We start from the raw sequence: 18707 nt of genomic DNA, 5'->3' as shown, positions 1-18707 counted from the left end.
GGGCCCTGCCCCGCTTCGTGGCTGGATGACCTGATTCAAAAAACCTTCAAAGGAAAATCATGAGTGCGATTGTTGATATCGTTGGCCGCGAAGTGCTGGACAGCCGCGGCAACCCTACCGTCGAATGCGATGTGCTGCTGGAATCGGGCGTGATGGGCCGTGCGGCCGTGCCGTCGGGCGCGTCCACCGGTTCGCGCGAAGCCATCGAGTTGCGTGACGGCGACAAGAGCCGCTACCTGGGCAAGGGCGTGCTCAAGGCCGTGGAACACATCAACACCGAAATCTCGGAAGCCGTGCTGGGCCTGGACGCCTCCGAACAGGCCTTCCTCGACAAGACCTTGATCGACCTCGACGGCACCGACAACAAGGGCCGCCTGGGCGCCAATGCCATGCTGGCCGTGTCGATGGCCGTGGCCCGCGCCGCGGCCGAAGAAGCCGGCCTGCCGCTGTACCGCTACCTCGGCGGCATGGGCGGCATGCAGCTGCCCGTGCCCATGATGAACGTCATCAACGGCGGCGCGCACGCCAACAACTCGCTCGACCTGCAAGAGCTGATGATCATTCCCGTGGGCGCACCCACGTTCCGCGAAGCCGTGCGCTGGGGCGCAGAAGTGTTCCACGCCCTGAAGAAGATCATCCATGACAAGGGCATGAGCACGGCCGTGGGCGACGAAGGCGGTTTCGCGCCTTCCGTGGAAAACCACGAAGCCGCGATCCAGCTGATCCTCGACGCGATCGAGGCCGCGGGCTACAAGGCCGGCGAACAGATCGCCCTGGGCCTGGACTGCGCCGCCAGCGAGTTCTACAAGGACGGCATGTATGTGCTGGCCGGCGAAGGCAACATGACGCTGACGGCCACGCAGTGGACCGACATGCTGGCCGGCTGGTGCGACAAGTACCCCATCATCTCGATCGAAGACGGCATGGCCGAAGGCGACTGGGACGGCTGGAAGATCCTCACCGACCGCCTGGCCTCCAAGGTGCAGCTGGTGGGCGACGACCTGTTCGTCACCAACACCAAGATCCTCAAGGAAGGCATCGACAAGAAGATCGCCAACTCCATCCTGATCAAGATCAACCAGATCGGCACGCTGACCGAGACCTTCGCCGCCATTGAAATGGCCAAGCGCGCGGGCTACACGGCCGTGATCTCGCACCGTTCGGGCGAGACCGAGGACTCGACGATTGCCGATATCGCCGTGGGCACCAATGCCGGCCAGATCAAGACCGGCTCGCTGTCGCGCTCGGATCGCATGGCCAAGTACAACCAGCTGCTGCGCATCGAGGAAGACCTGGGCGAAATCGCCGTCTACCCCGGCCGCGACGCTTTCTACAACCTGCGTTAAAAAGGCAGGGGCTGGGCGCAGCCCACGGTGAAGAGGCCAGGGCTTCTTCACCGCCACTGTTTCCCGCACCCCGCTACCGACACTATCTCCATGGTCAATCGCATCGTTCCGCTGGTTTTGCTGGTGCTTCTCGCCGCCGTCCATGCGCAGCTGTGGCTGGGCCATGGCAGCGTGGCCTATGTGCAGGAGCTGCGCGAGCAGATCGACGGACAGAACGCCGCGAACGCCCTGGTGCGCCAGGACAACGAGCGTCTGCAGGTCGAGGTCAACGACCTCAAGAACGGTCTTGAAATGGTCGAGGCCAAGGCCCGCAGCGAACTGGGCATGCTCAAGCCCAATGAAATCTTCGTGCAGGTCACGCACCGCTGACCTGCATTCCATGGCGCCAGACTCCCTTGCCGCCGCGCCCGCCGGCTGCCTGGTGCATGTGCTGGGCGCCTGCCACAGCGGCGCACAAGCGCTGTGCGCCGATCTGGCGCTGGCGCTGCCGCATTGCAGCGTGCTGAACGCCAGCCTGGCCTGGCTGGGCGAACCCACTCCCCCACTTTCCTCGCAGCCGCTGCAATGCTGGCTGCTGTGCGGGCTCGATCTCGACTGCCCGCCGCCGCTGCAGGCGCGCCAGCAGCACGAAGACGCAGCGCTGCGCGCCCGGCTCGCGCGCGCCGGCCTGGTGTTTCGCGTGGTCTATGGCACTACGCCGCAGCAGCGGCTGTCGCAGGCGCTGCAGGCCATTGACGCGGTCGCGCCCTGCGAGGCCACGGCGCGCCACCGGCCCGGCCAGGCCGCCCAGCGGCTGCGCCCCATGTGCGAGCAGTGCAGCGATCCGGATTGCGAAAGGCGCTTGTTTACCCGGCACGCCGCCGGATGATGCTGCGGCTTATTGCACCGCTTCCGAGCTCGGGGGCTGCTTTTCGACGCCCGTGAACAGCGTCGCGGCATCAATGGGGTCGAAGCGGTACTGCTGGCCGCAATACTCGCAGCCGACCTCGATCTGGCCGCGTTCCTGCACGATGCTTTCGATCTCGTCCAGGCCCAGCGTGCGCAGCATGCCGGCCACGCGTTCGCGGCTGCAGTTGCAGGCAAAACGCGGCGCGGTATCGCCTTCCTGGGGCGCGAAGCGCACCAGCTTCTCTTCCCAGAACAGCCGGCGCAAGATGGTGTCGACGTCCAGCGTCAGCAGCTCTTCGCGCGTGAGGCTGGAGGCCAGCGTGGCGATGCGGTTGTACTCTTCGTTCAGGCCGTTCTGGTCCAGACCCGACTCCGCGCTCTCGGTCGCGGCCGCGAGGTTGGCTTCGCCCTTGACCGGCATGCGCTGGATCAGCAGGCCCGCGGCGACCTGGTCGTTGGCGGCCAGCACCAGCACCGTGTCGAGCTGTTCCGACTGCAGCATGTAGAACTGCAGCGCCTCCGACAGGCGCTCGAAGCGCCGGCCGTTGGCGTCTTCCAGCGGCACCACGCCCTGGTAGGGCTGCTGGCCGGGCTGGCGGTCCTTGGGGTCCAGCGTGATCGCGCAGCGCGCGCCGCCCGCCACATTGAGCAGATCGGCAAGATGGGCGTCGTCGGCCACGGGACGGTCGCTGCGCACCGTTGCCGTGGCGCGCACGCTCAGGTCCGGCTGGACCTCGGTCACGGCGAGCTTCACCGGGCCGTCGCCGAACACCTGCATGACCAGCGCCCCATTGAACTTGATGTTCGACTGCATCAGCACGCCAGCGGCCGCCATTTCGCCGAGCAGCGCCTGCACCGGCGGCGCATAGGCGCCGGTGTCGCTGTTGCCCGCGCGGCGCGCGAGGATTTCGGTCCAGGCATCGGTCAGGCGCACGATCATTCCGCGCACGGGCAGGCCATCGAAAAGGAATTTATGGAGTTCAGACACGCAGGAGTTCCTGGAAAAATGCCCGGTTTTCAGCCGAGCTTGCGCAAGCCGCTCTTGTAGCGGCGCGCGTTGTCAATGTAATGCTGCGCACTCTTGCGCAGCCCGTCGATCTGCTCGGGACTCAGCTCGCGCACCGCCTTGGCGGGGCTGCCGATGATCATCGAGCCGTCGGGAAATTCCTTGCCTTCGGTGACCAGCGCGCCGGCGCCGACCAGGCAATTCTTGCCGATCTTCGCGCCATTGAGAATCACCGCCCCGATGCCGATCAGCGACTCGTCGCCAATGGTGCAGCCATGCAGCATGACCTGGTGGCCCACCGTGACGCGCTCGCCCACGACCAGCGGCTGGCCCGGATCGGCGTGCAGCACGCTGCCATCCTGGATATTGCTGCCCGCGCCAATGTGCAGGTTCGCCGTATCGCCACGCAGCACGCTGCCAAACCAGATGCTCACGTCCTCGCCCAGCACCACATCGCCAATCACCTGGGCGCTGTCAGCGACCCAGGCCGAGGCAGCCATTTGCGGCGCACGGCCTTCGAGTTCATAAATCGCCATCGGGTTTGTCTCCGTTTGTTATGTAAAACCTAGAATTGTAGGGATGGAGTTACGTCACCACGCCCTTGAGGCTTTATGCCTTGCCGACCCCGAGCACAAAGCCCGCCAGACGCTGCATATGTATGCGCAGCAGGATTTTTCAATAGATCCGGCCGCGGAACTTGTGCCCGCGCCCGGCGCCACGCTGCCCGGCCATCCCGAACGCCCCGAGCTGCGCGTGCACACGGAAATGGCGCGGCGCTCGCCGGCCACGCCCCATGGCCGCGCGGTGCTGATCCACGCGATCGCGCATATCGAGTACAACGCCATCAACCTCGCGCTGGACGCAATCTGGCGTTTCCCGGGCATGCCCCAGGCGTTCTACCGCGACTGGCTGCAGGTCGCGGCCGAGGAAGCCAAGCATTTCAACCTGCTGCGCACCCACCTGCGCGCCCAGGGCCACGACTATGGCGACTTTCCCGCCCACCAGGGCCAATGGACCATGTGCGAGAAGACCCAGGACGACATCGTCGCGCGCATGGCGCTGGTGCCGCGCACCATGGAAGCGCGCGGGCTGGACGCGACGCCGCAGATCCAGGCCAAGCTGCGCCAGGTGGGCACGCCCGACGCGCTGGCCGCAGTCGAGATCCTCGACGTGATCCTGCGCGAGGAAGTCGGCCATGTGGCGATAGGCAACCACTGGTACCGCTGGCTTTGCGCGCGCGACGGCCTCGAGCCCGAAGCGCATTTCATCGAGCTGATGCGCCGCTACGAGGCACCGCGCCTGCGCCCGCCTTTCAACACCCAGGCCCGGCGCGCTGCCGGCTTCAGCGAAAACGAACTGCGCTGGCTGGAACAAAGCTGAACGCCGCACGCATTGAGGCCCCCCAGGCGCGAAACTTGTTCCTACAATCAATGCGCTCGGGCAAATGCCCTGATTCGCCTTGTTAGATTGCGACCCATGACTCCTTCGACCACTGTCCCCGCCTCCGCCCCGCCCCTGATTGCCCGGCAGTGCATAGTCAACCACCTCAGGCAGGTGGTCGGCTACGAATTGTTCAACCGCTCGCGCGGTGCTTCCGTGCACACCGCCGCATCCGATGTGCTGCTGGTGTTCACCGCGCTGTCGCATGTGGGCACCGAAGACATCGTGGGCACCAAGCTGCTGTTCGTCAACTGCACGCACGAAAGCCTTGCAGGAGGTCACCTGGACCTGCTCAATCCGGCGCAGATGGTGCTCGAGATTCCACCGCTGGGGCATGCGGCCAGCGACGAGGTGACCGCGCGCCTGCCCATCCTGGCCGAGCTGCGCGCCCAGGGCTTTCGCCTGGCGTTCAGCCACAGCGTGCTCGACTCCGCCTATGCGCCCTGGCTGCAGCTGGCCGACTACATCAAGCTCGACCTGTCGGCATTGGCGCTCGATCAGCTCGCGGTGCTGGTCCAGTACGCGCGCCGCAACACCCAGGCCCAGCTGATTGCCGAGAAAGTCGAAACCCAGCAGCACTATGAGACCGCGAGCCGCCACGGCGTGGAGCTGTTCCAGGGCTATCTGTTCGCGCGGCCGTCGGAAGTGCACACCCAGCTGCTGCCGCCGGCCCAGGCCCACATCATCGAACTGATCAACCTGTTGCGCACCCAGGCCACCACCGAAGCCATCGAAGAAGTGCTGAAGAAAGATGCAGGGCTGGCGTTCAACCTGATGCGGCTGATCAACTCGGCGGGCTTCGGTCTGCGCCGTGAAGTCAACTCGTTCCGCGAAGCGGTGATGATTCTCGGCCTGCGCAAGCTGTTTCGCTGGGCCGCGCTGCTGTTCACGGCCACGCGGGATGGCGGCCCGCCACCGGCCATCTGCCAGACCGCCGTGGTCCGTGGCCGGCTCATGGAGCTGCTGGCGCTCGAGGCAAACATGGGTGCGGAGGTGGCCGACCAGGCGTTCGTGACCGGCCTGTTCTCGCTGCTCGATGCGATGCTGCCGCTGCAGTTGGCGCCCGCACTGGCGCTGATCAACCTGCCCGAAGCCGTGTCCGCGGCGCTGCTGCAGGGCGAAGGCCAGCTGGCCATGCTGCTGACGCTGGCCAAGGCCTGCGAGTCCAGCGACGACGAAGCCTTCGACCATGCCGCGCGCAGCCTCGAACTCAACAGCACGCAGATCAACGGCGCCCACCTGCAGGCCCTTGCCTGGACCGATCATCTGACCGATCCGCTGTAACATGCCCCCTATCCATCCAATGCACACGCCCTCGACGCAGTTGCCTTCATAATCCAACAATGAGTTTCATTGCCCCCGGTGCCCTTGCCTCGCCCGCCTTGCCCCAAGGCGTCGATGATGACAATCTGGCCGTCATCGCCAGGCAGGCCATCGTGAATGAGAAACGCGAGGTCTACGGCTACGAGCTGTTCGACCGCTCGACCGCGCGCGATGCCCATACCGCCGCGAGCGATGCCGCGCTGCTGTTCAACGCGCTGTCATATGCGGGTGCCGAAGCGCTGGTCGGCCAGAAACTGGTGTTCATCAACTGCACCCAGGAGAGTCTTGCCGGCGGCCACCTTGAGCTGATCCATCCCGACAAGGTCGTGCTCGAAGTGCCCACGCTCGACGAAGGGGCGACCCAGGCCGAGATCGAAGCCCGGCTGAGCATCTTCAATGCGCTGCGCGAACGCGGTTTCCGCCTGGCGTTCAACCAGAACCTGCTGCGCCGCGCCTATTCGAGCTGGCTGCCCATGGCCTCGTTCATCAAGCTCGACCTGCAGTCGTTCGCGCTCAAGGATGCGCAGTCGCTGGTGAACTTCGCACGCACCTATTCCAACGCCAAGATCGTCGCCGAAAAAGTCGAGACCGCCGAGCAGTTCGAGCACATGCGCGAGCTCGGCGTGCATTATTTCCAGGGCTACTGGTTTGCCAAGCCCGACCTGGTGCGCGCCCAAACCATACGCCCGTCGCAGGCCACCATCCTGCAGCTGATCAACCTGTTGCGCCAGCAGGCCGGTACCGCCGAGATCGAAGACCTGCTGAAGAAGGACCCGACGCTGTCCTTCAATCTGCTGCGCTTCATCAACTCCTCGGGCTTCGGGCTGTCGTGCGAGATCACCTCGTTCCGCCATGCGGTGATGATCCTGGGCATCAAGAAGCTGTTTCGCTGGGCCGCGCTGCTGATGACCACCTCGCGCGGCGGCGGCTCGTCACCGGCCGTGGGCCAGACGGCCGTGGTGCGCGGGCGGCTGATGGAACTGCTCACCGCCGAGCTGCTGCCGCCCGAGGAATCCGACAACGCATTTGTCGTCGGCGTGTTCTCGCTGCTCGACGTGATGCTGGGCGTGCCGCTGAACAAGGCGCTGGAATCGGTGGCCCTGCCCCAGCCCGTGATCGATGCGCTGCTGCACGGCACGGGCGTGTTCGCGCCTTTCCTCGAACTGACCAAGGCCTGCGAAAGCGGCGACGACGCCACTTTCGCGCGCAATGCCAACGCCTTGCATCTGACCAACCACCAGGTCAACTGGGCCCACCTGCAGGCGCTGGCCTGGGCAGAAAACCTGGACGCGGAATAATTGCCCCCACGCTTGCGCGCTTCGCGCAGCTGCGCTGGGGCCCTCGCCGCCTAGGGGCGGCCCGGCGGCGGCTCGATTCGCTTTTTGCGGATGCCGCGCTGTCTCACCCGACGCTCTCGCAAAAAAAGGCCGGCTGCCCGTGAGGACAGCCGGCCTTTTTGCGCAGCGCGCAATGCTCAGTCGAGCTTGATGTTGGCCGCGCGGATGATGCGCGCATTGGCTTGCGACTCTTCGGCGATCTGGCGCGCGAACTCGGCGGCCTTGCCGCCGGTGGACACGTTGTCGGTCGCCGTCAGCTTGGCCTGCAGGTCGGGACTGGCCAGCGCCTTGTTGATTTCGGTGTTGAGCCGCTCGACGATGGCCGCAGGCGTGCCGGCCGGCGCGAACACGCCGAACAGCGACGACAGGTTGGCCGCAGGGTAGCCCAGCTCGCCCAGCGTGGGCACGTTCGGCAGCGACGCCAGGCGCTTGGGCGCGCCCACGGCCAGCGGGTGGAACGAGCCGGCCTTGATGTGCTGCAGCACGGCCGGGCCGGCATTGGTCGACAGCACCTCGAACTGCGCGCTCAGGCCGTCGTTGAGCTGCTGGCCGCCGCCCTTGTAGGGGATATGGGTGATCTGGGCCTTGGCCGAATAGGCGATCTGCTCGAGCATGATGTGGCCCAGCGAAGCCAGGCCGGCCGTGGCCCAGCGAATGCTGCCCGGGTCCTTCCTGGCCTGATCGATCAGCTGGCCGAAATCCTTGGCCGTGCTGCGCTTGGTCGCGAGCAGCAGCACGGGCGAGTACATCACGCTGGCCACGGGCACCAGGTCCTTGGCGGGATCGAAAGGCAGCTTGCCCAGGTGCGGGCTCAGCGCCAGCGGGCTGATCGCCGAGAAGCCCAGCGTATAGCCGTCGGGCTGGGCCTTGGCGACCTGGTCCAGGCCGATGGCGCCGCCGGCGCCGGCCTTGTTCTCGACCACGATGGGCTGGCCCAGCTGCGCCGTGAGCTTGTCGCCCAGCGCGCGCGCGACCACGTCGCTCACGCCACCCGCGGGATAGGACACCACCACGCGCACGGGACGCGCAGGCCAGCTCTGGGGCTGGGCCCAGGCCATCATGGGCAGCACGGCCAGCGCACCGGCGGCGAGCCAGCTGCGACGCAAGGAATTTGTCATTACCACTCCGAAATCAAGATGTAGGGGAAGGCAGGCGCGACCGCACAGGCCGGTCGCGGCGCAAGGCCTGCATTTTGCCTTAGGCCACGTAAGCAACGCTAATCACTGTCACAAAACCGCAACGCAAACCATCCATTCAAACCCTGATCTAGCCGCGCGGATGGTGCTCGGCATGCAGCTTCTTGAGGCGTTCGCGCGCCACATGGGTATAGATCGTGGTGGTCGAAATGTCTACATGGCCCAGCAGCATCTGCACCACGCGCAGGTCGGCGCCGTGGTTGAGCAGATGGGTCGCGAACGCATGGCGCAGCGTGTGCGGCGACAGCGGCGCGGTGATGCCCGCCTGCTGCGCGTACTTCTTCACCAGCAGCCAGAACATCACGCGCGACATGCCGCTGCCGCGCTGGGTCACGAACAGGTCGTCGCTGTGCTGGCCGCCCAGGATGGCCTGGCGCCCTTCCTGCAGAAAACGTTGCAGCCACCACGCGGCCTCGTCGCCGAACGGCACCAGGCGCTCGCGCTGGCCCTTGCCCGTGACGCGCACCACGCCCGCGCGCAGATCCACCTGGTGGTTCTGCAGGCCCACGAGCTCGCTCACGCGCAGGCCGCTGGCATACATCAGCTCCAGCATGCTGCGGTCGCGCAGGCCCAGCGGCGTGGCAGCGTCGGGCGCGTTGAGCAGCGCCTCGACCTGGGCCTGGGTCAACGTATGCGGCAGGCGCGGCGGCTGGCGCGCGGCCAGCAGGCGCACCGTGGGATCGGCGGCCACGCGCTTTTCGCGCAGCGCCCAGTGGAAGTAGCGCCGCAGCACCGTGAGCCGGCGGTTGGCGCTGGTCGCCTTGGTCTGCTCGACGCGCGCGGCAAAGTAGGCCTGCAGTTCAGGCTCCTGCGTGGCGTCGAGCGCCAGCGGCTCGGGCAGTTGCGCCAGCCATTGGGAATAAAGCGTCAGATCACGCCGGTAGGCGGCCAGCGTGTTGCGCGCCAGCCCATCCTCGAGAAACAGCGCATCGACAAAGGCATCGATGGCCGACTGGCTTTCGGGCAGGGGGGGCATCGCTGAGGATGAAGGCAAGGGAGTCGGCATGCGCCAAGCCTACACCGTAAGCCGCATGCGAAAAACCCGCAGCGCCGGCGCGGGGCCGATGCTGCGGGTCTTGATGGCGTCGGCCGTCGCGCCCGGCGACAGCCCCAAGCGCACGCTCAGTCGAGCGTCAGCTTCTGCTTGGCAACCACGTCCTTGTAGACGGCCAGTTCGTTCTTGAGTTCGGCAGCGAACTCTTCGGGCGAGTTGGCGACGACCAGCGAGCCGGTGTCCTCGATGCGCTTGCGCACTGCGGGGTCCTGCAGCACCTTGCGCGTCGCGGCATTGATCTTGTCGACCAGTTCCTTGGGCATGTTCTTGGGGCCCAGAATGCCGTAGAACGCCATGCGGTTGACCTGCTCGAGGCCGACTTCCTTGAAGGTCGGCACGTCGGGCAGAACGGCCAGGCGCTGCGGAGCGGCCACGGCAATCGCGATCAGGCGCTTGTCCTTGATGAAGGGCAGGGCCGAAGGCAGGTTGTCGAGCACCATGGGGATCTGACCGGCAACGGCGTCATTGAGCGCCGGGCCCGCGCCGCGGTAAGGCACGTGGACCATGTCGATCTGCGTCAGGCTCTTGTACAGCTCCATCAGCATGTGCTGCACGCCGCCCGTGCCCGACGAACCGTACGAGTACTTGCCGGGGTTCTTCTTGAGCAGGGCTTCGAACGACTTGTAGTCCGTTGCGGGGAACTTGGGGTTGACCGCGATCACATTGGGCGTGGCCGCAATGTTGATGATGGGCGTGAAGTCCTTGATCGGGTCGTAAGGCGTCTTGGGGTTGATGGCCGGGTTGGTGGCCATGCTCGACAGCGTGGCAATGCCCAGGTTGTAGCCATCGGGCTTCTGACGCGCGGTCTCGAGCGCACCGATCGCACCGCCGCCACCGCCGCGGTTGTCGACCACGACGACCTGGCCCAGTTCCTTGCCCAGCGGGTCGGCAATCACGCGCGCAATGATGTCGGTGGTGCCGCCGGCCGCAAAGGGAACCAGCAGTTTGATGGGCTTCGTTGGGTAGGCCTGGGCCATGACAACCGAACTCGCGAGTGCCAGGGTAAGGCCGAGCCAGCGATTGCGTTGAGACATAAAAGTCACCTTTTAGGGTTTTTAGACTTAGGAATCCTAAGGGTAGGACCCCGATCGGCAAAGCGCCTGCAGGCATTAATTCATGGGTGTTTACCCTAGGATTTGCACCACTAGCGTGCGCCGGCAGTTTCCATCTCGCGCTGCGCCAAAGCCCATTGCACATGCTCGCGCACCAGCGCATCGGGATGCTCGCTGCGGCTGAGCAAGGCCTGTTGCGCGGCGCTGTCGCCGGTCTCGCGCCAGGCGTTGCCCAGCGCCACGGCGATATTGCGCAGCCAGCGCGAGTGACCGATGCGGCGTATCGGGCTGCCTTCGGTGCAGCGCAAGAAAGTCGCTTCGTCCCAGGCAAACAGCTGCACCAATTGAGCGCCCACCAGGCCGGCGCGCGCATCGAAATCGGGCAGGCTGCTGCGCTGGGCAAACTTGTTCCAGGGGCAGGCCAGCTGGCAGTCGTCGCAGCCGTAGATGCGGTTGCCCATGGCGGGGCGCAGCTCCTCGGGAATCGCGCCCGCGTGCTCTATCGTCAGATAGGAAATGCAGCGGCGCGCGTCCACGCGCTGCGGCCCGACGATGGCCCCCGTGGGGCAGGCATCGCTGCAGGCCTGGCAGCTGCCGCAATGGGCCGTGACCGGCGCGGTCGGCTCCAGCGCCAGATCGACATAGATCTCGCCGAGAAAGAACATCGAGCCGGCTTCGCGGTTGAGCACCAGCGTGTGCTTGCCGCGCCAGCCCTGGCCGCTGCGCCGCGCGAGTTCGGCTTCGAGCACGGGAGCGGAGTCGGTGAACACGCGGTGGCCGAACGGACCGACTTCGGCGGCAATCAGATCGCAGAGCTTTTGCAGACGCGCGCGCAACACCTTGTGATAATCACGTCCACGGGCATAGACGGAAACGATGGCTTCGCCCGGACGTTCGAGGCGCGACCATTCGACCGCCTGCCAGTCCTGGGGGGTGTCGCGCGGCAGATAGTCCATGCGCACCGTGATCACGCTCACCGTGCCGGGCACGAGTTCGGCCGGACGCGCACGCTTGAGCCCATGGGCCTGCATGTAATGCATATCGCCATGGAACCCTTGGGCCAGCCATTGGATCAACCCAGGCTCGGATGAGGACAAATCCACGCCCGCGACCCCGATTTGGGAAAATCCCAGCCCACGGGCCCAGCCTTGCATCAAAGGAAAGAGTTGACTGCTGCACACCATACCCCTGCGATTGTAGGAAGCGAACAAAAGCCCCACCTGCCGGCGACCCGCCGGTTGCAGTGGCTGGCCGAAGACGACACCGCGCGCTTCGCGGCCCGGCTCGCGCAATGGCCGGGCCTGCACAATGCCTACCTGACCCTGCACGGCGACCTGGGCGCGGGCAAGACCACGCTGGTGCGCCACCTGCTGCGCGCGCTCGGCGTGCAAGGCCGCATCAAGAGCCCGACCTATGCCGTGGTCGAGCCGCATGAAGTGCCCGGCCTGTCCATCTGGCACTTCGACTTCTACCGCCTCGAAGACCCGCGCGAATGGGAAGACGCGGGTTTTCGCGACATTTTCGCCAGCCCCGGCCTCAAGCTGGCAGAATGGCCGGAAAAAGCAGCAGCCATGACGCCGCCTGCTGATGTAGCTATTCATATTGAAGCAATCGACGAAACGCAGCGCAGCGTGACGCTGGTGGCCCACACACCTGCCGGCAGCGAGCTGCTTGCACACTGGCCCGAATGAACGACGTTCTTCCTCCTTCCCCTTCCCGGCGCAGCCTGCTGCAGGCCGGCACGCTGGCCCTGCTGTTGGGGACGCAGCAGATCGCGCGCGGTGCCAGCATCATGGCGGTGCGCGTCTGGCCTGCGCCCGAATACTCGCGCGTCACGCTCGAATCCGACACGCCGCTGGTGGCCAAGCAGTTTTTCATTCCGTCGCCGCCGCGCCTGGCCGTCGACATCGAAGGCATAGACCTCAATCCCGCATTGCGCGAACTCGTGGCCAAGGTGCGCCCCGATGATCCGAACATCGCCTCCATCCGCGTCGGCCAGAACTCGCCGAATGTCGTGCGGCTGGTGATAGACCTCAAGCAGAAGGCCGTCCCCCAGGTGTTCACGCTCGCGCCCGTCGCGGCCTACAAGCACCGGCTGGTGTTCGATCTGTACCCTGAAAAAGCCGTCGACCCGCTTGAGGCACTGATCACCGAGCGCCTGCGCGACGCCGGCCCGGGCACGCCCACGGCCGTCGCCGCCGCTGCGGCCGCTGCGGCGCCCGCCCCTGCCGCAGCCGCCCCGGATCTGCTGGGCGACCTGATCGCCAAGCACAGCCAGGGGCCGGAGTCTGCCGCGCCTGCCGGCGCCCCGCCAGCCGCGGTCGCGCCCTTGCCGCCCACGGTGATTGCCCAGGCGCCGCCGCCGCCGCCGCGCCCGGCGCGCACGCCGGTCCCCGCCCCCGCTCCCGCGCGGCCTTCGGTGGCCACGGCGCGCCAGACCGATCGCATCATCATCGTTGCGCTCGACCCCGGTCACGGTGGCGAAGACCCGGGCGCGATAGGCCCGGGCGGCACGCGCGAAAAGGACGTGGTGCTCAAGGTCGCGCATCTGCTGCGCGACCGCATCAACGGCTCGGAAATCAACGGCAGCCCCATGCGCGCCTTTCTCACGCGCGACGGCGACTATTTCGTTCCGCTGGGCACGCGCGTCGAAAAAGCCCGGCGCGTGCAGGCCGATCTGTTCGTCAGCATCCACGCCGATGCGTTCACCACGCCCGCGGCCAGCGGCGCCAGCGTGTTCGCGCTGAGCCAGAGCGGCGCATCGAGCACCGCCGCGCGCTGGCTGGCGAACAAGGAAAACCAGGCCGATCTGGTCGGCGGCCTGAATGTCGGCTCGCAGGACCGGCAGGTGCAGCGCATGCTGCTCGACATGAGCACCACGGCGCAGATCAACGACAGCCTCAAGCTGGGCAGCGCGCTGCTCGGCGAGATCGGCGGCTTTGCCAAGCTGCACAAGCCGCGCGTGGAGCAGGCCGGTTTTGCCGTGCTCAAGGCGCCCGACATTCCCAGCGTGCTGGTCGAGACCGCCTTCATCAGCAATCCCGGCGAGGAAGCCAAGCTGCGCAGCGCGGCCTACCAGAACCAGCTGGCCGATGCACTGATGCGCGGCATACGCGGCTACTTCGCGAAGAACCCGCCGCTGGCGCGCAGCAGAGCCGTCTGAACGTCTCTTTCGGCGGCGGCGCGGCCCTGGTCCGGCCTCGTCCTACACCCGCTGCCGGACAAGGCCCGCACTGCGAACTGCTCGCAGGGGGCATGCTTGGAACCAAGACCCGCTACGGGTCTTCTTCCGGCATCTTGCCGCACGAAAAGGAATGACCATGAATACTCGCACTCTTTTCCTGGCAGCCGCAACCGCCGCTGCACTGACCCTTGGCGGCTGCGCCAACAATGCCCAGTTGGGCACGGGCGTAGGCGCTGTCGCCGGTGGCGTGGTGGGTGATGCCGTGCTGGGCGGCACGCTGGGCACCGTGGGCGGCGCGGCCGCCGGCGCGCTGATCGGCAATGAGGTCGGCAAGCGCAGCGACCAGCGCCGCTGATCGTGCCGCGCCGTGGAATGCGGCGCGCACAAAAAAAAGCCAGCGTCTGCTGGCTTTTTTTCGTTCAGGACAGGGTCTGCGCCTTGTCCTTGCGGCCCGCGCGCCAGGCGCCAAAAATGGCAATCAGTCCCGGCACCAGGATCAGTCCCCAGATGATTTTCTCGAGGTTCTCGCGCACCCAGGGCAGGTTGCCGAACAGATAGCCCGCGGTCACCAGGCTGCCGACCCACAGCAGCGCGCCGCCCACGTTGAACGCCGTGAACTTGCGTCTGTCCATCTGCGCCACGCCGGCCACGAAAGGCGCGAACGTGCGAATGAAAGGCATGAAGCGCGCCAGCACGATGGTGATGCCGCCGTAGCGTTCATAGAACGCATGCGCCTGATCGAAGGCCTTGCGGTTGAACCAGCGCGAGTTTTCCCACTGGAACACCTTGGGGCCCAACGTGCGCCCTATCTGGTAATTGCATTGGTCTCCCAAAATGGCCGCGACCAGCAGCACGCCACAGGCCAGCCGATAGTCCATCAGGCCTATGCCGCAGAGCGCGCCTATGATGAACAGCAGCGAATCGCCGGGCAGGAACGGCATCACCACCACGCCGGTCTCGACAAAAACGATGGCGAAGATCAGCGCGTAGACCCAGGGTCCGTAGGTGACGACAAACGCTTCGAGGTGCTTGTCGATGTTCAAGATGAAATCCATCAGGAACGCCGCAGCGTCGATAAAAAACGAAAAGATTTCCAAAACAATGCTTTCAAAAACCAGAAGCAGCCGGCCAGCGCCGGGGAACACGCCACTGTAGCGCCAGCCAGCAATGGCCCGGGACGGCTGCGCGCCATTTTTTGTGGGAAAAGGCAGCCCCAACGCCGGACGCGCGGTTTGCGCTGACAGGAGTTACAACTTCAGCACAGTTCTACGCTTCTTTGCAAATTAGGCTGCCAACGAGGCCCTGGACTTTACAAACGGCTGGCACAGTCGAGTCCATGGTGCATACGGCACCGCTCGTTCTACACAATTACCGGAGCCACTCCATGACAAATACCCTCAAGAAAATCACCTGCGCCGGCCTGACATCCCTGGCAATTCTCTCCATGGCCGGCTGTGCCCACGGCCCCAGCCGTTCGCAGATCGGCACGGGCGCGGGTGCCGTGGTCGGCGGCGTCGCGGGCAGCGCGCTGTTCGGCTCGACGCTGGGCACGGTCGGCGGCGCGGCTGCCGGCGCGCTGATCGGCAATGAACTGAGCAAGGACGGACGCGGCCGCCGCCGCTGATAGTTCACGGCCTGCCCCTGCGCGCGCCAATGGCGCGCGCCAACCGGCCACCGTCCCACGCGGCGAACCCCTAGAATCCGGTGGGTGAACGCTTCTATTTCCTCCTCCACCGACATTTCTTCCCGTCGCCCGATACGCGACCTGCCCGATGAACTCATCAGCCAGATCGCGGCCGGTGAAGTCGTGGAGCGTCCTGCTTCGGTGGTGCGCGAACTCGTCGACAACGCGCTCGACGCCGGCGCCACGCAGATCACCGTGCGCCTGCTCGCGGGCGGCGTGCGGCTGATCACTGTCGAAGACGACGGCGCGGGCATTCCGCGCGAGGAATTGCCCGTGGCGCTGCGCCGCCATGCGACCAGCAAGATCGCCGATCTGCACGATCTCGAGACCGTGGTCACCATGGGCTTTCGCGGCGAGGCGCTGGCCGCCATTGCCTCGGTGTCCGAAGCCTCCATTCTTTCGCGCCCCTCGGGCCAGGACAGCGCCTACCTGCTTGATGCGCGCAGCGGCGAGCTGCGTCCGGCAGCGCGCAATCAGGGCACCAGCGTCGAGATCAAGGAACTGTTCTTCTCCACGCCCGCGCGCCGCAAGTTTCTCAAGACCGACGCCACCGAACTCGCGCATTGCGTCGAGGCCGTGCGCCGCCATGCACTGGCGCGCCCCGAAGTCGGCTTTGCCATCTGGCACGAAGGCAAGCTGGTCGAGCAGTGGCGCGCGGTCAACGTGGCCGACCCCGCGCAAGCGCTGGCGCGCCGGCTGGCCGATGTGCTGGGCGAAGACTTCGTCAGCCAGTCGGTGGCCGTGGACCGCGAGGGCGGCGCCATCCGCGTGACCGGCCGCGCGGGCGTGCCCGATGCCGCGCGCTCGCGCCCGGACCACCAGTATTGCTATGTCAACGGCCGCTTCGTGCGCGACAAGGTGATCACGCACGCCGCGCGCAGCGCCTACGAGGATGTGCTGCACGGCCAGAAGCAGCCGATCTACGCGCTCTACATCACCATCGATCCGGCGCGCATCGATGTCAACGTGCACCCGACCAAGATCGAAGTGCGCTTTCGCGACAGCCGCGAAGTCCACCAGGCCGTCAAGCACGCGATCGAAGATGCGCTGGCCGTGCCGCGCGCCCAGGCCGCCGCCGATGCGGCTGCGGCAGCCGCTGCTGAAAGCGCCGGCGTTGCGCCCGCGACGCCGGCGGCGCCCGCAGCGGCATTCAGTCTTGCCCCGCGCCCGCAACAGACGCATATGCCGTTTGGCAATGCGCTGCCGGGCCAGCGCGTGAGCGACATGGGCGCGCTGTGGGCGCCGATGCGCGCGCCCGCGCCGCCCGCCGAACTGCCTGCGGCTTCGGAGTTTCCACCGCTGCCCGCAGCCGCCGCAGCAGCTGAGCCTTCCAACCTGGCGCCAATGCCTGCACGATCGGCAGAGCTTGCCGCGGCGGCCGCCGAAGAAGTGGCCCAGCCCGCGCCGGCCGCCGCCGACACTCCCAACCACTGGCCGCTGGGCCGGGCCGTGGCCCAGATCCATGGCGTCTACATCCTCGCGGAAAACGCCCAGGGCCTGGTGCTGGTCGACATGCATGCGGCGCACGAGCGCATCGTCTACGAGCGGCTCAAGTCCTCGATCACCGCCGACGAACGCATTCCCAGCCAGCCGCTGCTGATTCCCGCGACGTTTGCCGCCACCTTGCAGGAAGTCGCGACCGCCGAAGCCCACGCCGACACCTTGAGCCAGCTGGGCCTGGAGATTTCACCGTTCTCGCCCAAGACCCTGGCCGTGCGCGCCGTGCCCGCCTCGCTGGCGCAAGGCAACGCGGTCGAGCTCGCGCGCAGCGTGCTGGGCGAACTCGGCGAGCACGACGCCAGCACCGTGGTGCAGCGCGCGCGCAATGAAATTCTCGCCACCATGGCCTGCCACGGCGCGGTGCGCGCCAACCGCAAGCTCACGCTGGACGAAATGAACGGCCTGCTGCGGCAGATGGAAGTCACCGAGCGCTCCGACCAATGCAACCATGGCCGTCCCACCTGGCGACAGATGTCGATGCGCGAACTTGACGCGCTGTTCCTGCGCGGCCGCTGAGCCCAACCCTTTTTCATCGATGTCCGACTCCTTCATCACCCGCGTGCGCGATACGCTCGCGCAACTGCCGCCCACCGAACGCCGGCTCGCCGACTTCATGCTCGACTTTCCGGGCAATCTTTCGAGCTACAGCGCCTCCGAGATCGCCCAGCTCACGGGCGTGTCCAACGCCACCGTGACGCGGCTGGTGCAGCGCCTGGGCTATGAGAGCTATGAGGAGGCGCGCCGCCACGCGCGCCTGCAGGGCGGCACGGGCTCGCCGCTGTTCACGGCGCCGGCTTCGGTCTCGGGCACGGCCACGGCCATGGCCTTGCAGCTGCAGCAGGCGCACGAGAACCTCGCGGCCACGCTGGCCAGCATTCCGCAGACGCTGATCGACACCGTCGCCCGGGCCTTGCTCGACGCGCGCCAGGTGTTCTTTCTCGGCTACCGGCAAAACCGCAATTTCGCCGCCTACCTGCGCTGGCAGCTCACCCAGGTGCTGCCCCTGCCGCCGCAGGTGCTTCCAGGGCCCGGCGAGACGCTGGCCGAGTACGGCGGCTCGCTGACGGACCAGGACATGCTGGTGGTGTTCGCGCTGCGCCGCAGCGTGCCGCTGGTCGAGCGCTTCGCCGAACAGGCACAGCGCGCCGGGGCGCGCGTGCTGTGCATCACCGACCATGCGAGCCCGGCACTGCCCGCCGACTGGCTGCTGCGCTGCCATACCCAGGCGCCGGGGCCGCTCGACAACCACATGGCGCTGACCATGCTGTGCCACCTGATCGCGAGCCAGACCATGCACTTCGCGGGCGCGGCCGGGCGCCGGCGCATGGGGGCGATAGAGACCTGGCACGAAAGGCTCGAAGAGCTGTAGGCCAGGCATACGCCACGCCCAGAAACGCCCTTCGACAAGCTCAGGGCGAACGGCAGTCAATAGTCTAAGCAGTCTCCCTGAAGCCCCAGCAGACCCAGCGCCTCATCCACGGCCGCGTCCACAGCCGAGATCACCGGCTGGGCAAAGCGTGGCGCGAGCTCCCCGGCCGCCTGGGCCAGCGGCCCGCCGCCTATCACCACGGCCTGGGCACCGTCCACTGAAATGCATTGCGCCACGGCCTGCGCCAGCCGCTCGCGCAGCAGCGCCGGGTCGGCGGCCAGCGCCTGGGGCAGTCCCGGCGGAATGCGCGTGCCGCAAAACTGCGCCG

20 protein-coding genes are annotated in these 18707 nt (G+C 66.6%); 12 read left to right on the top strand and 8 right to left on the bottom strand.

Features of this window, described 5'->3' with window-relative positions; genetic code table 11:
• Positions 1-59: 59 nt before the first annotated feature.
• The 3 genes from eno (at position 60) to RR928_RS03685 (ending at position 2214) form a co-directional block, all read left to right on the top strand.
• Positions 60-1346 (top strand): phosphopyruvate hydratase, encoded by a 1287-nt coding sequence (eno, locus tag RR928_RS03695; RefSeq protein ID WP_332534990.1) that lies wholly within the window; start codon positions 60-62, stop codon positions 1344-1346.
• 90 nt (positions 1347-1436) lie between these two features.
• On the top strand, positions 1437-1715 hold the full coding sequence (locus RR928_RS03690; RefSeq protein WP_213304313.1) for a septum formation initiator family protein: 279 nt from the start codon (positions 1437-1439) through the stop codon (positions 1713-1715).
• 10 nt (positions 1716-1725) lie between these two features.
• Positions 1726-2214 (top strand): hypothetical protein, encoded by a 489-nt coding sequence (locus RR928_RS03685; RefSeq protein WP_332534992.1) that lies wholly within the window; start codon positions 1726-1728, stop codon positions 2212-2214.
• A 9-nt stretch (positions 2215-2223) separates the two neighbouring features.
• Here RR928_RS03685 and hslO read toward each other — a convergent pair whose 3' ends face one another.
• Positions 2224-3222, bottom strand: coding sequence for an Hsp33 family molecular chaperone HslO (gene hslO / locus RR928_RS03680; protein ID WP_332534994.1), 999 nt, complete (start codon positions 3220-3222; stop codon positions 2224-2226).
• A gap of 29 nt (positions 3223-3251) precedes the next feature.
• Positions 3252-3776, bottom strand: a complete 525-nt coding sequence (locus RR928_RS03675) for a gamma carbonic anhydrase family protein (protein ID WP_332534995.1) — start codon at positions 3774-3776, stop codon at positions 3252-3254.
• Positions 3777-3819: 43 nt separating this feature from the next.
• Between RR928_RS03675 and RR928_RS03670 the strand changes: the two genes are divergently transcribed.
• The 3 genes from RR928_RS03670 to RR928_RS03660 all read left to right on the top strand — a co-directional run bounded on the left by RR928_RS03670 (position 3820) and on the right by RR928_RS03660 (position 7301).
• Positions 3820-4620 carry a ferritin-like domain-containing protein gene (locus RR928_RS03670; RefSeq protein WP_332548074.1) on the top strand — a complete coding sequence of 267 codons (801 nt, stop codon included), beginning with the start codon at positions 3820-3822 and terminating at the stop codon, positions 4618-4620.
• 96 nt (positions 4621-4716) lie between these two features.
• The gene (locus RR928_RS03665) at positions 4717-5964 is read left to right on the top strand and encodes an EAL and HDOD domain-containing protein (protein ID WP_332681534.1); all 1248 of its coding nucleotides are present in this window, start codon (positions 4717-4719) and stop codon (positions 5962-5964) included.
• A 59-nt stretch (positions 5965-6023) separates the two neighbouring features.
• Entirely contained in the window at positions 6024-7301 is a 1278-nt protein-coding gene (locus tag RR928_RS03660) for an EAL and HDOD domain-containing protein (RefSeq protein WP_332535000.1), read from the top strand.
• A 176-nt stretch (positions 7302-7477) separates the two neighbouring features.
• Here RR928_RS03660 and RR928_RS03655 read toward each other — a convergent pair whose 3' ends face one another.
• The 4 genes from RR928_RS03655 to queG form a co-directional block, all read right to left on the bottom strand.
• The gene (locus RR928_RS03655; RefSeq protein ID WP_332535002.1) at positions 7478-8458 is read right to left on the bottom strand and encodes a Bug family tripartite tricarboxylate transporter substrate binding protein; all 981 of its coding nucleotides are present in this window, start codon (positions 8456-8458) and stop codon (positions 7478-7480) included.
• A 148-nt stretch (positions 8459-8606) separates the two neighbouring features.
• Positions 8607-9512, bottom strand: a complete 906-nt coding sequence (gene xerD, locus RR928_RS03650) for a site-specific tyrosine recombinase XerD (protein WP_332535004.1) — start codon at positions 9510-9512, stop codon at positions 8607-8609.
• Between the two features lie 146 nt (positions 9513-9658).
• Positions 9659-10624 (bottom strand): tripartite tricarboxylate transporter substrate binding protein BugE, encoded by a 966-nt coding sequence (locus RR928_RS03645; RefSeq protein ID WP_332535005.1) that lies wholly within the window; start codon positions 10622-10624, stop codon positions 9659-9661.
• Positions 10625-10734: 110 nt separating this feature from the next.
• On the bottom strand, positions 10735-11796 hold the full coding sequence (gene queG, locus RR928_RS03640; protein ID WP_332681533.1) for a tRNA epoxyqueuosine(34) reductase QueG: 1062 nt from the start codon (positions 11794-11796) through the stop codon (positions 10735-10737).
• Between the two features lie 12 nt (positions 11797-11808).
• Between queG and tsaE the strand changes: the two genes are divergently transcribed.
• The 3 genes from tsaE to RR928_RS03625 all read left to right on the top strand — a co-directional run bounded on the left by tsaE (position 11809) and on the right by RR928_RS03625 (position 14181).
• Positions 11809-12333, top strand: a complete 525-nt coding sequence (gene tsaE / locus RR928_RS03635; protein WP_332535008.1) for a tRNA (adenosine(37)-N6)-threonylcarbamoyltransferase complex ATPase subunit type 1 TsaE — start codon at positions 11809-11811, stop codon at positions 12331-12333.
• Complete coding sequence (locus RR928_RS03630) at positions 12330-13805, top strand: N-acetylmuramoyl-L-alanine amidase (protein WP_332549702.1); 1476 nt, start codon at positions 12330-12332, stop codon at positions 13803-13805. Before tsaE ends, RR928_RS03630 begins: the two co-directional genes overlap by 4 nt.
• Positions 13806-13962: 157 nt before the next feature.
• Complete coding sequence (locus RR928_RS03625) at positions 13963-14181, top strand: glycine zipper domain-containing protein (RefSeq protein ID WP_332535012.1); 219 nt, start codon at positions 13963-13965, stop codon at positions 14179-14181.
• Positions 14182-14245: 64 nt separating this feature from the next.
• On the opposite strand, the gene RR928_RS03620 is transcribed toward RR928_RS03625, so the two are convergent.
• Positions 14246-14902: a DedA family protein gene (locus RR928_RS03620; RefSeq protein WP_332535045.1), complete on the bottom strand. Its 657-nt coding sequence runs from the start codon at positions 14900-14902 to the stop codon at positions 14246-14248.
• A 308-nt stretch (positions 14903-15210) separates the two neighbouring features.
• On the opposite strand from RR928_RS03620, the gene RR928_RS03615 reads away from it, so the two are divergent.
• The 3 genes from RR928_RS03615 (at position 15211) to RR928_RS03605 (ending at position 18379) form a co-directional block, all read left to right on the top strand.
• A complete protein-coding gene (locus tag RR928_RS03615; protein ID WP_332535013.1) occupies positions 15211-15450 on the top strand; it encodes a glycine zipper 2TM domain-containing protein in 240 nt (79 codons plus the stop codon).
• Positions 15451-15534: 84 nt separating this feature from the next.
• Positions 15535-17526, top strand: a complete 1992-nt coding sequence (mutL, locus tag RR928_RS03610; protein WP_332535015.1) for a DNA mismatch repair endonuclease MutL — start codon at positions 15535-15537, stop codon at positions 17524-17526.
• A gap of 19 nt (positions 17527-17545) precedes the next feature.
• Positions 17546-18379, top strand: coding sequence for a MurR/RpiR family transcriptional regulator (locus RR928_RS03605; protein ID WP_332535016.1), 834 nt, complete (start codon positions 17546-17548; stop codon positions 18377-18379).
• 56 nt (positions 18380-18435) lie between these two features.
• Here the strand turns inward: RR928_RS03605 and RR928_RS03600 are convergent.
• Positions 18436-18707 (bottom strand): aspartate/glutamate racemase family protein (locus tag RR928_RS03600; protein ID WP_332549700.1); only part of this gene is annotated, 272 nt, incomplete at its 5' end.

The organism is Comamonas sp. (genome assembly GCF_036666375.1).
GTDB lineage: Bacteria > Pseudomonadota > Gammaproteobacteria > Burkholderiales > Burkholderiaceae_C > Comamonas.
This window is presented reverse-complemented; position numbering and strand designations above follow the sequence as displayed.